Annotated in this window: 13 protein-coding genes and 1 tRNA gene; 7 read left to right on the forward strand and 7 right to left on the reverse strand. The window is 55.8% G+C overall.

What is annotated here, in order from left to right; genetic code table 11:
* The first annotated feature begins 26 nt into the window (after positions 1–26).
* Positions 27–896, forward strand: a complete 870-nt coding sequence (locus AC2TCY_RS06350) for a MurR/RpiR family transcriptional regulator (protein ID WP_480846260.1) — start codon at positions 27–29, stop codon at positions 894–896.
* Positions 897–1728: 832 nt separating this feature from the next.
* Here the strand turns inward: AC2TCY_RS06350 and AC2TCY_RS06355 are convergent.
* On the reverse strand, positions 1729–2403 hold the full coding sequence (locus AC2TCY_RS06355) for a TIGR04283 family arsenosugar biosynthesis glycosyltransferase (RefSeq protein WP_480846262.1): 675 nt from the start codon (positions 2401–2403) through the stop codon (positions 1729–1731).
* A 73-nt stretch (positions 2404–2476) separates the two neighbouring features.
* Here AC2TCY_RS06355 and ygfZ point away from each other — a divergent pair, with 73 nt between their 5' ends.
* Positions 2477–3214, forward strand: a complete 738-nt coding sequence (ygfZ, locus tag AC2TCY_RS06360; RefSeq protein ID WP_480846263.1) for a CAF17-like 4Fe-4S cluster assembly/insertion protein YgfZ — start codon at positions 2477–2479, stop codon at positions 3212–3214.
* A 108-nt stretch (positions 3215–3322) separates the two neighbouring features.
* Positions 3323–4270: an ABC transporter transmembrane domain-containing protein gene (locus AC2TCY_RS06365; protein ID WP_480846265.1), complete on the forward strand. Its 948-nt coding sequence runs from the start codon at positions 3323–3325 to the stop codon at positions 4268–4270.
* Between the two features lie 54 nt (positions 4271–4324).
* Here the strand turns inward: AC2TCY_RS06365 and efp are convergent, their stop codons facing one another.
* The gene (efp, locus tag AC2TCY_RS06370) at positions 4325–4888 is read right to left on the reverse strand and encodes an elongation factor P (protein ID WP_480846266.1); all 564 of its coding nucleotides are present in this window, start codon (positions 4886–4888) and stop codon (positions 4325–4327) included.
* A 219-nt stretch (positions 4889–5107) separates the two neighbouring features.
* On the opposite strand from efp, the gene AC2TCY_RS06375 reads away from it, so the two are divergent.
* Positions 5108–5428, forward strand: coding sequence for a DUF6280 family protein (locus tag AC2TCY_RS06375; RefSeq protein ID WP_008757056.1), 321 nt, complete (start codon positions 5108–5110; stop codon positions 5426–5428).
* A 180-nt stretch (positions 5429–5608) separates the two neighbouring features.
* Here the strand turns inward: AC2TCY_RS06375 and AC2TCY_RS06380 are convergent, their stop codons facing one another.
* Positions 5609–6070, reverse strand: coding sequence for a cobalamin biosynthesis protein CobQ (locus AC2TCY_RS06380; RefSeq protein ID WP_480846268.1), 462 nt, complete (start codon positions 6068–6070; stop codon positions 5609–5611).
* Between the two features lie 60 nt (positions 6071–6130).
* On the opposite strand from AC2TCY_RS06380, the gene AC2TCY_RS06385 reads away from it, so the two are divergent.
* Positions 6131–7588, forward strand: a complete 1458-nt coding sequence (locus AC2TCY_RS06385; protein WP_480846269.1) for a cobyric acid synthase — start codon at positions 6131–6133, stop codon at positions 7586–7588.
* A gap of 3 nt (positions 7589–7591) precedes the next feature.
* Here AC2TCY_RS06385 and AC2TCY_RS06390 read toward each other — a convergent pair whose 3' ends face one another.
* The 3 genes from AC2TCY_RS06390 to AC2TCY_RS06400 form a co-directional block, all read right to left on the reverse strand.
* Positions 7592–8425, reverse strand: coding sequence for a hypothetical protein (locus tag AC2TCY_RS06390; RefSeq protein WP_480846270.1), 834 nt, complete (start codon positions 8423–8425; stop codon positions 7592–7594).
* A gap of 74 nt (positions 8426–8499) precedes the next feature.
* Positions 8500–9918, reverse strand: a complete 1419-nt coding sequence (locus AC2TCY_RS06395; RefSeq protein ID WP_480846271.1) for a TolC family outer membrane protein — start codon at positions 9916–9918, stop codon at positions 8500–8502.
* 95 nt (positions 9919–10013) lie between these two features.
* Positions 10014–10667 carry a protein-L-isoaspartate O-methyltransferase family protein gene (locus AC2TCY_RS06400; protein WP_480846272.1) on the reverse strand — a complete coding sequence of 218 codons (654 nt, stop codon included), beginning with the start codon at positions 10665–10667 and terminating at the stop codon, positions 10014–10016.
* 237 nt (positions 10668–10904) lie between these two features.
* Here AC2TCY_RS06400 and AC2TCY_RS06405 point away from each other — a divergent pair.
* Both AC2TCY_RS06405 and AC2TCY_RS06410 read left to right on the forward strand, forming a co-directional pair.
* Positions 10905–10978 (forward strand) — tRNA-Cys (locus tag AC2TCY_RS06405).
* A gap of 346 nt (positions 10979–11324) precedes the next feature.
* Positions 11325–11894 (forward strand): hypothetical protein, encoded by a 570-nt coding sequence (locus tag AC2TCY_RS06410; protein ID WP_480846369.1) that lies wholly within the window; start codon positions 11325–11327, stop codon positions 11892–11894.
* Here AC2TCY_RS06410 and AC2TCY_RS06415 read toward each other — a convergent pair.
* Positions 11788–12744 carry an NAD(P)-dependent oxidoreductase gene (locus AC2TCY_RS06415; protein WP_480846273.1) on the reverse strand — a complete coding sequence of 319 codons (957 nt, stop codon included), beginning with the start codon at positions 12742–12744 and terminating at the stop codon, positions 11788–11790. The two genes, AC2TCY_RS06410 and AC2TCY_RS06415, sit on opposite strands and share 107 nt — an antisense overlap.
* Positions 12745–12814 lie beyond the last annotated feature (70 nt).

The following is a 12814-nucleotide window of genomic DNA, read 5'->3' on the forward strand; positions in this document are numbered from 1 at the left end:
CAGACTGCAACTGAGGGAGGGACTCTGTGCGAGTGACCGAAAAACTCTTGTCGCATCGGGACAAGATGACACCATCGGAACGGCAACTGGTAAATGTGCTGCTGGACGATTACCCGATGGCGGGTCTGGGCAGCATCACCGAACTGGCCAGTGTGGCCTCGGTCTCGACAACTACGGTTGCGCGCATGTTGCAGAAAACGGGGTTTGAGGGCTATCCGCAATTCCAGTCGGCGGTGCGCGGCGAAGTCAAAGAGATGATCTCGGGGCCCGAAGCCAAACGCGATGTCTGGCAAAATGACCTGCCGGAAGAACACATCCTGAACCGCTACTCCCGTCAGGCGCTGGTCAACCAAAGGCGTTCAATAGACGAGGTGGACCCGGAAGAGTTTGACAGTTTCTGTCGTCTGCTCTGCGACCCGAAACGACGTATTTTCATTACCGGAGGGCGCATAACCGGGACACTCGCCCGTTATCTGTACCTGCATATGCAGATGATCCGTCCGGATGTGAAACTGTTATCCGACGCCGCATCCTGGACACATGACCTGCTGGAGGTAAGGGAGGGCGACGTTCTCGTCGCACTGGATGTCCGTCGTTATGAAAACACCACTCTCCTGATCGGTCAGTTGTGCCATGAACGAAAGGCTGAAGTGGTACTTCTGACCGACCAATGGCGATCCCCTATTCACCGGCTTGCGAAACATACTTTCGCGGCGCGCATAGCTGTGCCTTCCGCATGGGATTCAATGGCTTCGCTAATGGTTCTGCTGGAATGTGTTATCGCCGAATTGCAGGAACGCCTTTGGGACAGCGTCAAAGACCGCACAGATGAGCTGGAACAGGCTTTTGACCGGACCAAATTGTTTCGCAAGTTTGGCCAAAGCTCAGGGTCTTGAAGCTTTCAGACACTACAACTGCGCGTGAGCACTGTTGCCAGCCTGCGCGCAAGACGTACACTCGGACCCATGTCATTTATTGCTGAGAACCAATTGCCGCTGCTGATCGTTTTCTTTCTGATCGGCATGATTGGTACGGGGTTCCTGTTCCGCAAACCTGCTGGACACCGGGCTTGGAAACTGGCCGACTTGGTTTGGGTTGTGCTGGGCGGTGTCGGCGCCTTGGTTGCGGTGCTGGCGGGGCTTTATACCTCCGACAGTTCAAGACTAGATCGCCAGATCGACGTGGCCTATGCCGCGACGCTGGCTTTCGACCGTGACGCTGCTCGATTCCGGCTGCGCTTTTGTGATCCGGCTTTTGATCCCGATACCGCCGTTTTGTGCGAAAAAGTCGAATTCCTTTCAGCCTCGACTGCAAGCAATGCAGACCTACCCTTGTTTATTGCCGTAACGAACGAAGTCGCGCCCCTACAGGGCCTGCATTTCTTATTCGGACGGCAGGCAAAAGACGAAATGGAACAGGCCCGCGGCATGGCTGCCAAGGCCGATGCTTTTGATATAGAACAGTTCCTTGTCTTTACGTCGCTGGACGATGCCACGCAGGTCGCGATCGACAATATGCGCCGTAAAGTGCCCGCCATCGCCGGGGATTACCTGATCATTGCCCAAAGTTATGACGATCTGATCGAGCAGGTGGGAAAGCTCAAGAACGAGTGGGAATACCTTCAGGCCAACGCGCATATTCTGGTTCTTCAGATCATCGCGTTGTGCCTTGTCAGCTTTGCCGCACCTTTCCGTTTGGGTAAGTCGATTGTCGAACTACGCAGCGCTTTCAGCGCCGGTAAGCCTGTGCCAGCCGTTCAGGATCAGCTCCAAAATAATACCGTGTCAGAGTCCAAAGATTCCGCACCCCCTGCCGGACCCAACCCTGATGGATATAGCGCTCCGCACTCGTGACCGCATCTGCCTTCAAGAGCGCTGCACGCGGTAACGTGCGGATCAACGCGACATCTTCCATTAGTGGCTGATCCGGGTAGCCCCCTACCGACAGATAGTCTGATCGCCGAACCAGCAACCCTTGGTCACCGTAGGGTAAACCAAACAGCCTACTGCGCAGATTGGCCCACCCGGCCACCCAAGTGGGACCAAATCCACTGGCGCGAAAACGAAGCCGAAAAGCAGCCGGAGAGCTGAGGTGCAGGTGAGCGGCAACCGCAGCGCTCCATTCTGGCTGCAATTCCGTGTCTGCGTGCAGGATCAACATCCAGTCCCCTTTGGCCACAGCGCAACCTCGCCGCAGTTGCCCTCCGCGTGAAGGCGGACCCGTCACAACCTCGGCACCTGCTTCCTCGGCAATCTCCAGCGTCGCATCATCCGAACCGCCATCAGTAACTATCAGTTCGCGGATCAACCCGGCATGAAGCCCTTCCATAAGCGATTGCAGGGTTTTCGGCAGGTCCGCGCCTGCATTCAGGGTCGGAATTACAACACTGATCGGAGCAGACACGTCTGTTACCCTCTGGTCATGGCGACGGTAACTCCTATATCACGGAGCCAGACCAAATGACGAGGACCAACCCATGCCCAAACGCCGCATCCTGCGCCTGACCGGGACGGACACGGACAGCTTTCTGCAGGGGTTGATCACCAATGACGTTCAGCTTTTGGATAGTGGGCTGGTCTATGCCGCTCTATTAACGCCGCAGGGCAAGTATCTGGCAGATTTCTTTCTAAAGCGGGACGGACGTGAGGTCCTTTTGGACGTGGCCGACGATTTGGCCGATGGTTTGGCGAAACGTCTGTCGATGTACAAGCTGCGCGCGGATGTGGACATTGAAGACACCGATCTGAATCTGCAACGCGGTACGGGCAGCACACCAGACGGCGCCTTGCCCGACCCCCGGCATCCTGAAATGGGATGGAGGACCTATTCATCTGACCAAGAAAGCGATGACGGGACGGATTGGGACGCCATCCGCGTGCGCCACTGCATCCCTGAAACCGGGATTGAACTGACACCCGACAGCTACATTCTGGAATCGGGGTTCGAGGCACTGAATGGTCTGGACTTCAAAAAAGGATGCTACGTCGGACAGGAAGTTACCGCCCGTATGAAGCACAAGACCGAATTGCGCAAAGGTCTTCGCACGGTCGAGATATCCGGGTCGGCTCCTATTGGGACAGAAATCCTATCTGGGGGGAAACCGGTAGGGACGTTATTCACGCAATCCCATGGAAAAGCGATTGCTTATTTGCGCCTCGATCGCGCAAGTGGTGATATGCAAGCAGGTGGCGCGACACTGCGCCTGCCGGGGTGAGACTTGTTGCCCGGGTGGCACGTCTTGTTCCCTTGAATTCTCAACGCATTTGAACCAGCCGGTTAGCACGCTATCACTGGGAACGGTGGATTTTTAGGGAACACGAGCATGCTTCGCCTCTACACGGCGATCTGGCGCGCCAGCGCCGGGCGGCAAATCATACTCATACTGCTATCACTGGCCGTTGCAGCCCTTGCCGCTGTACCGCTGGAGTTTCAGCGCGACATCATCAACCACCTGACATCAGACGACGTTGGAACCGATCGGCTCGTGAAGCTGGGTGCGGGAATGCTCGCTGTGATCCTGCTGAGTCTCGTGTTGAAATGGGTGCTGGGATACCGAGCAGGAACACTGGGAGAGGATCTGATCCGCATGATCCGCCAGCGCCTATTGGCCCGTACGACGGATCTGAACGACGAAGGTCAACCGTTCCGAAAAGGCACAATGACCACCGCGATTTCCGCCGAGGCGGAAGAGCTGGGCAAGTTTGCAGGTGGTGCCTTTTCCGATCCTGTTGTGCAGATCGGAACCTTGATCAGTGTAATTGGCTACATTTCCTCGACCCAGCCTGGATTGGGTCTGATCGCGTTTTCGATGATTGTCCCTCAGATCATCGTTGTGTTGGTTTCACAACGTAGGGTGAACGTATTTGTGGCGGAGCGTGTTCGAATATTGCGCAACTCAACCGACCGCCTGACAACCGAGGATATCGAAACTGCCGCGCGGGATATAGACGCGCTCTTCGACGATATTTACGAGACGCGCCGTCAGATGTTCATCTGGAAACTCTCGGCCAAATTCCTTCTTAGCGTAATCAACGGTGCCGGGACTGTCGGCATTCTGATGCTGGGTGGATGGCTGGTTCTAGACGGTAAAACCGATGTTGGCACTGTAGTCGCAGCCACCACCGGCCTGACCCGCATTCAGGGTCCTACTGCCTTTCTGATCGCCTTTTACCGGCAAGTCAGCGCCAATCGCATAAAATTCGAACTGATGCTTGAACTGTTTGGTCCCGACCCTGCGCGCTATCGGCAGCTAAGGCGCAAGCCGGATTAAAAAAGACCGCGGCAGCCTGCGCTGCGCGGTCTTTGGAGCCTTTTGCGCCTGAGGTTATGCGCGCTCGGAATACTCCATGGTCTCGGTGTTCACGATGATCAATTCATCTTGCCCGACAAAGGGTGGCACCATCACTTTGACGCCGTTATCCAAAATCGCGGGCTTGAACGAATTCGCCGCTGTCTGACCTTTGACCACCGGCTCGGTCTCGACGATCTTGCAGGTCACTTTCTGCGGCAGCGTCGCATTCAGCGCCTCGCTTTCGTGAAATTCGACGACGATGGTCATGCCATCCTGCAAAAACGGGCGACGATCACCCAGAATATCCGCCGGCAGCTCGATCTGTTCATAGGTTTCGGCATCCATGAACACCAACATTCCGTCGGATTCGTACAGGAATTGCTGATCTTTTTGCTCCAGCCGTACGCGTTCGACTTTGTCCGCCGAACGGAACCTTTCGTTCAGTTTGGACCCGTTCCGCAGGTTGCGCAGCTCGACCTGAGCAAATGCGCCGCCTTTTCCGGGCTTTACATGGTCTACCTTGACCGCTGCCCAAAGCCCGTCGTTATGCTCAAGCACATTGCCAGGGCGAATTTCATTCCCATTTATCTTGGGCATTACATAAATCCTTCACAAACGGTTGATGCGTCAGTTGTCGCCCCTATATCTGGCGGGACCACACCTGACAAGACAACGACACCTAGTGCTGCACTTGCAGCAAGCTATGCAAATGACGCAACGCAACTATGCATTTTAGGTGTATCCGAATCATAACTAATAGGTCATAAGGACCGTCACGCCGAAAATTGCAAGAGCAAGAAAAACAAGGAAGACGAGATGAGAGATTTCGTTGACGGCACTGCCTTTAACAATGAGCAAGGCAATCGTGCTCGGAAACTTTTTGCGGCCGTTGTGTTGGCTGCGCTGGATGATGCCATCGCCGATGACAAGAAGTACGGCAATGGCCCGGAACAGATCGCCCGTTGGGCACGGTCGCGTGATGGTCGCGAAGTACTGTCATGCGCAGGTATCGACCCGAATGAGCGGGTCGTTGGTGGTTTGATGGAGTTCGTTGGTCGCGGCGTGCGTACCTCGGTGGCTCTGTCGCGTGAGGAAAGTGAGCGTCGCAATGCCGCTCAGCAAGCGGAAGCCGCCTGATTCAAGGCGACGTTCTTTGGAAAAAACGCGCTCCAGGGATCGGAGCGCGTTTTTCTTTTGGCCGGTCAAGTTTCAGAAGAACAACACCCACTGCCGCGCCACCCAGAACTCGGCCGCGAGCCGGACGGCAAAGAATACCTTGGCCCAATCTGCGATACCGCGCCGCCATAAGATTATGAATTATGCCACGCAAGCCAAGACGCCCAACAAGGCAACCCAAGGCGCATAGTGAGCACTGTCCCAGTAGCTGACCGGGCTGTGAAAAACCCAGTCACTGAACGGCCAGACTTGCGGCCGACCATCACTTGCATGCAACGGAAAGCCCATCGCCAGATGCAGCAGCCCTGCCCCCGCGCCTGCGATCAAGGTGCGGCATGCGCATAACCACCCAAATCCAAGCGCAAGCCCCCACAGAAAAAAAGAGTTGTCGACGGCAAAAACTGCCTGCCAGGCCGGAGAATAATAGAGTTCGTCAAAAACCACCTTGTCAGGGGTTCCCAGGATGAAAATGGATACACCTGCCATCAAATAAAGTGACAGATCAGGCAACAATGCCCCGAACAAAGCCGCAGCCAATACAGGACCTCTGGCCGGGCGGGCAAAGACGGCGGCACCGATCAAAAGATGCGCGGGCGTATTCATCAGGGGCTTTTCCTTTACGCGCAAATCGGGTCATCTGCGCGTCAACATAGGAGACAGGCCATGGTTCGGTCCATCATGATTCAGGGCACCGGCAGCAATGTCGGAAAATCGGTTTTGGTGGCCGGGCTTGCACGCGCCTACACGCGACGTGGCTTACGCGTTGCACCGTTCAAACCGCAGAACATGTCGAATAATGCCGCCGTCACGGAAAACGGAGGTGAAATCGGGCGTGCCCAAGCCTTGCAGGCACGCGCGGCAAATCGCCCGACTCATACGGACATGAACCCGATACTGCTAAAGCCGGAAACTGACACCGGCGCGCAGATCATCGTGCAAGGGCAGCGCGCAGGCACGATGAAGGCTGGCGACTATCGCAAGGACAAATCCAAGCTGCTGGGTGCGGCACTTGAGAGTTTTGACAGGCTCTGCGCTGATGCCGATCTGGTGTTGATCGAAGGTGCCGGCAGCCCGGCCGAGACCAACCTGCGTAAAGGCGACATCGCCAATATGGGTTTTGCTTGCGCTGCCGGCGTACCCGTTGTGCTGGTTGGTGACATCCACCGTGGCGGCGTGATCGCCCAGATTGTCGGCACGCAAGCCGTGCTGGATGTAAATGACCTCGAGATGATACGGGGCTTTGCAGTCAATCGGTTCAAGGGCGATGTGTCGTTGTTCGATGAGGGGCGCGACGACATCGCAACGCGGACGGGCTGGCCTTGTATTGGTGTGGTGCCCTGGTTTCAGGATGCTTGGAGGCTGCCCGCAGAGGACATGATGGATATCCGTTCTCATAGCGGAGGAACTTGCAAGGTTGTCGTTCCACAGCTCGAACGGATGGCCAATTTCGATGATCTCGACCCACTGTCAGCCGAGCCCGGCGTTGCGGTCGAAATCGTTCCGGCCGGGCGCGCCCTGCCCGGTGACGCCGATCTGGTTCTCTTGCCAGGCAGCAAATCGACAATCGGTGATCTTGCCTATTTTCGTGCGCAAGGCTGGGATGTGGATTTGTACGCTCATGTACGCCGAGGGGGCCACGTGCTGGGGCTGTGCGGCGGTTATCAGATGCTAGGCAAGACAATCTCGGACCCGGACGGCGTCGACGGGAACCCGGGGTCGGTCGAAGGTCTCGGCCTGCTAGACGTTGAAACGGTCATGGCAGGTGAAAAACAGGTTACTCTTCGCGCGGCCACGGCCCTGCCCGGCGGCGAGCCCGTCAGCGGCTATGAAATCCATATGGGACGCACCGAGGGCGCCGATAGCGCTCGAGCATGGTTGCAGGTCGAAGGCCGCCCTGAAGGCGCGGCTAGCGCAAATGGACGCATACGAGGTAGTTATCTGCACGGGATTTTCGCGTCGGACGCGTTTCGCGCCAGCTATCTGTCAATACTGGGCGTCACGTCGGAAATCGCCTACGAAGACGGCATCGATCAGGTTTTGGACTCACTGGCTGATCATCTGGAGCAGAACTTGGATCTGGATCTTTTGCTTTCGCTGGCCCAAACGCCCAATCGGGCGTGAGGTTCATTCCAGCTTTTGAGCCACCATTGCCCGGTAAATTTCGCGCCGAACCATCTTGCGCAGGTTCCGGGTGATCCGTTCACCCAAAGCGCCTTGCAACTCTTCCCGCACGACCTGCGCTATGAATTCGCGCAGCGCGTCTTCGTCCGGGAATTCGGCGGAAGGCTGCGCACCCTCCTCTTCGGAAGGCTGAGGCATAGCGTTTTCTGAATGACGAATGAACGTCGCAGGTGTCGCCGCACCTGTGGAATCAGCGCTTTCTTGTGACTCTGATTCCGGCTTGTCAAAGCCTCCATGAACGGACCAGTTCACGGACCGTGTCCGGGTGCCTGAATAAGCATCATTGCTTTCGCCGTCGGGTTCCCACTGATCTTCGGTTCGGGCTATAGCCGCTTCCAGCGCTTCGATCTTTGCGCTGAGACTGCCTGCCAAATCTCGTTTGGCACCACCGACCTCCGGTTCAACGTCTTCATCCTGTGGGACGGGTTGTACGTTTTTCGCGGCCTTGCTGGGCGATACAGTGCTCTCGGCCTGAACAGCATCGCAGGGCTCAAGACGCATGGGTTCTACAGGGCTTTCTGGCGCGTTTGCCGCACCGAGCTGCCGCGCGGAATCAGCACTATCCTCGCGTCTCAGCTTTAACGGTGAGGGTTTATCCCCGAGCAATGGCTCGTCACCGACACGCAAGGCATCGGTCAGAACCAGTCTGCCGGGTTTTGGCGCCGGTGGCGTCGGAATAAAAATAAACTCCGATTCTTCACGCCCATCTTCGTTGACCAAACGTTTGATCGAAGACAGAACGTCCTCAGCATCTGTATTGACGAGACTATCTGACATTTTTTTCTACCGCTCTCAGCCTTGGCACAAGTGTAGCCAATCCTGTCAAAGCTAACAACCGGTAGTAATGCTACTTAGTCGCGACGCAAGGCCTTGAGCACCCGATCCAGATCGCGGCTCTGCTTGCTGACCTGGGACGGAGCCTTTTTAACAAGGTTGTAATACAGTGTCGGGTCATAGATTTGCACCGCAAGCCCCAGACGTTCCGCTGTCAGCAAACCTTGCGCCTGCAACAGTTCATAGGCTGCCCGAGACCGCTCGGTCCGCGATGCCACTTCGGCCAACTGTGCATCCAGCAAATCCTGCTGAGCATTCAGAACATCCAGCGTGGTTCGTGCACCCAAAGTCGCTTCTTCCCGAATACCGTCAAAGGCGACCTGCGACGCCCGAACCCGTTCCGTCGAAGCCCTCAGGCTGGCGGTAGCGGCTTGGTAAGCGGCATAACGATCGGCCACCCCTTGAGTTATATTCTTCTGAACATTCAAAAGATTTGCGCGGGATGCATCGCGTGTTGCCATTGCTCGACGCACTGCGGCGGCCAGGCCACCGCCCGAATAAATCGGCTGGTTGAAGTTCAACGAGATCCGCGCGTCGTTAATGTAGTCATCATTGTCGTAGCTTTCGGTGATCCCGGCATCAGCATTCAGACTGACATTGGGGCCCAGATTCGCACGCTGTTGCTGAACGACCAAATCCAGCGCTCGCACCTGATGTTGCGCCGAAAGAATGGCGGGGTGATTGCGCTGCGCTAAGCTGACGGCTTCGCCCTCGGATCGCGGAAGGTTGGGTAAGCTGGGCTGACCTGCGGTCCGCCCCGGTGTTTTGCCGACCGCATTTACATATTCTGCCTGTGCGATACTCAGATTACCGCGTGCCACAGCCAAATCCGCTTGCGAGCTGGCCAGCTGGGCTTCGGACAACGCCACGTCTGTACGTGTGACTTCGCCAACTTCAAACCGATCCTGAGAAGCCCGGAGTTCCTCCGCGGATACATCCACGTTGTTCAGCCGGATTGCCACGGTTTCTTCCTGCAGCAGCACACCCAAGTAGGCATTTGCCGCGCGGATCAGAACCTGTTGTTCGATATCAAGCAGGGTTTGGCGGGTGGACAGCACAGTTTCCTGCGCCGATTGCTTGCCAAGGACCGAAAAACCACCGTCATAAATCAGTTGGCTGAGCGTAAGGCCGGAAAAGAAGTTCGTTGGCCTGGTTGTTGAAACAACGGTGCCAACTCTCCTCTTGTTGTAATTATCGCTGACCTGAACGGTCCAGTTTATGATCGGGCGCAATGCAGAAAGCGCAATTGCCACATCTTCGTCAGCAGCTCGCAAAAGCGCGCGGTTCTGTTCAAGCAAGCCGCTTGTGTTGTACGCTCCAATGAAAGCATCGGTCAGATTATCGGCCCAAACAGGCCTCCCGGGCAAAACGCTAATCGCCAATCCGGCTGCCACCACAAAGGCTTTGGCCAGCTTACCTCGTGCTGTCCCACGCATCTCAAACCCTCTCAAATTTATTTTTTTACTGCCTCACAGGCACTTTGCGCCCTTACTTTCAAGTAATCAAGGCGCCAAAAAAATCTAATACGGCACTATAGCGAAAATGCACACTCGGCGCAAAATGCAGGCAAGACCGGAGCGCTGGCGTTAAATGAATAGCGCCAGGTGACGCGCCCGCCTGATTTGCGACCAACCCGAACGGTTCCCAACTCGCCCTCCATAAACAGGCATGCGATCCTTCCGTGTTCTTTCAACTGATCCAGCAAGGTGTCGGGCAGACGCTCGACCCCGCCCTGAATCATTATCACATCATAAGGTCCATGCTCGGCGGCGCCCTGATCCAGCGGACCGGTGTGAATGATGGCGTTGTCTACGTCCGATTCCATCAGGACAGTCTGCGCCTCTGACGCCAGGGAATCGTCGTCTTCAACCCCAACCACCAGCTGCGCCATACGGGCTGCAACAGCGGTCGAATACCCAAAGGCCGGAGCGATATCCAACACCATTTCATCGCCGGAGATGTTCAGCACATCCAGCATTTTTGCCAGGGTCCGCGGCTCCAGCAGGCAGCGGCCCTCGCCTAATTCCATCAGGTCTCCGGCATAAGCTGCTTCGCGCTGTGTATCCGGCACAAATTTCTCTCGCTCAACGGATAGCATCGCATCAATTATGGGGAATTTTGTCACGTCCGAGGGACGAATTTGCGTATCAACCATCGTAAGGCGCCGAGCTGCGAAATCTGTCATATGATCGCTCTTCCATATTCCCAAGTCTGACGAGCTTGTGCCACATCCAATTCCCTGCGGCAACGGGCCATGAACTGAATCATGCCGCGGCAAAACTGTGCAGTCGATTTCACCGGCGGAAACACTTGGCAGAACCACTTGGCCATGATGGTTTTGCAACCTACCCTCTGGACGTTCTTTGCGAAAGCTGTTAGAACGCCTATCACACCACGTTAAGTAATTGATTTTACTTGAAAAGGCGAGTTGGCGGAGTGGTGACGCAGCGGATTGCAAATCCGTGTACACCGGTTCGATTCCGGTACTCGCCTCCACTACTTTTCAATGGGTTAGAAGCATTGGCAATTTCTGCCGTAGCGCATTTTACAATCCATTTTACAATTCTATTCACGCATTGCTCTCTTTGGCCTCACTTAGAAGCGTCAAAACGTCGTCAGTTTCACCCGGCGAAACCTGCGCGTAACGCTCAATCATTACCGCAGCAGTGCGTAGAGACCACCCCATGCATCCTGCAATCTGTGAGAGTGATAGACCCGCCGCACAAGCCTCGTGGCTGCCGCGCCACGGGCGTCGTAAAGCCGCAGGCCATATGCCGTCATTGATGCGCACCGCTACAGCGCTCGCAACCGCGCCATTTTCGCATTCAGCTTCTTTGCTGGCCTGCGCGCGTGTGAGATTGCAGGATTGAAGGTTAGTGATGTTTTTGATGGCAACGGTGAACCTCGTGACACAGTTTTTCTTGCGGCGGCACAAACCATGGGTGATGAAGCTGGCACCGTTCTCGTCAGCAAAAGGCTGAGCAAAGCTCTTACTGTCTACGCAAACACCTATCCACGCCACGTTAGCAAACCTGACGCTCCATTGTTCTTCAGTGCAAAGCGTGGCGGGTTCAGCCCTCAGACGATTGTGAATCTGTTTGCCAAATTTTGCGCGGCAGGCATTAAGGGCGCTAGCTCGCATAGCGGACGCAGGCAGTTTTTGACGGAACTTGCGGACAAGGGAGTGAATGTGCGGGTATCCCTCCTGAATCAACCTGCTCAGATTGTGCGGCCGCTACATTCAATACAGCGGCCCACATATGTTGGTCTATGGATTACCGGCATCCGGGCAGAGCATTACACGGTTAATAAGTCACCCTGTTATTCGGGATTACCTCATACCCTGGCTCTTCGGGTTCATCATCCAGCATCTCAGGCGGGAAACCAGGTGCGCGTACGTCCAAACCAGTAACTTCTTCCAATCGTTTGATGATGTTGGGCGACAGTTCCCGTTCACCAAACCGCGCTATTCCATCCTCGAATATCTTGATCATTACCGGATTAATTTCCAACGGCACCCCAGCGCGGTCCGCGACGTCCTGAAATAGGCCAATATCTTTTTTCACAAGGTCCATAGTAAAGGAAATATCGCGCGAACCGTTCAGGATGACCTGGCTTTCCGTTTCGTGCACGAAAGAGGTTCCCGAGGAAATCTTGATCGCCTCATATGTCGTACTCAGGTCCATCCCCGCGGCCTTGGCCGTGACCAGCGCTTCGGCGCAGGTGATGAGGTTGGCAGTGGCCAGATAGTTGGTAAGCACCTTCAGAACTGAGGCCGAACCGAGGTCTCCCGTATGCAGAATGCGCCGACCCATCGTTGTCAGAAATGGCAAAATTTGCTCGAACGTATCGCGATCACAACCCGCGAAGATCGATATATTGCCGGTTGCTGCCCTGTGACACCCTCCAGAAACGGGGCAGTCAACCGCCGCACCGCCACGCGCGATCACTTGGGCACCCAGACGTTTGACTTCGGCTTCGTCGGTTGTGGACATTTCCATCCAGATTTTGCCCGGACCGACTTCGGGTAGCATCTCTTGCATGACCGCATCAGATGCGGCTGGAGAAGGCAAGCAGGTGATGACGGCATCACAGTCGCGCATCAACTGGGCTGGCCCGTCTGCGGCCTTTGCCCCTTTGGCTACAGCACCTGAAACCAGATCCGAGTTCAGGTCATGCACCGTGAGATCGACCCCGTTGCGCAGCAGTGAACCCGAGAGCTTACCACCCACATTCCCCAAGCCGATAAAACCAACTTTCATTTATAAGTACTCCCCATTCGAGTTCAGCAGTTCATGGCACCACATCCATCCACGGCGCGTCATGCCGCCC

Source organism: Ruegeria sp. HKCCD7181 (assembly GCF_057221055.1).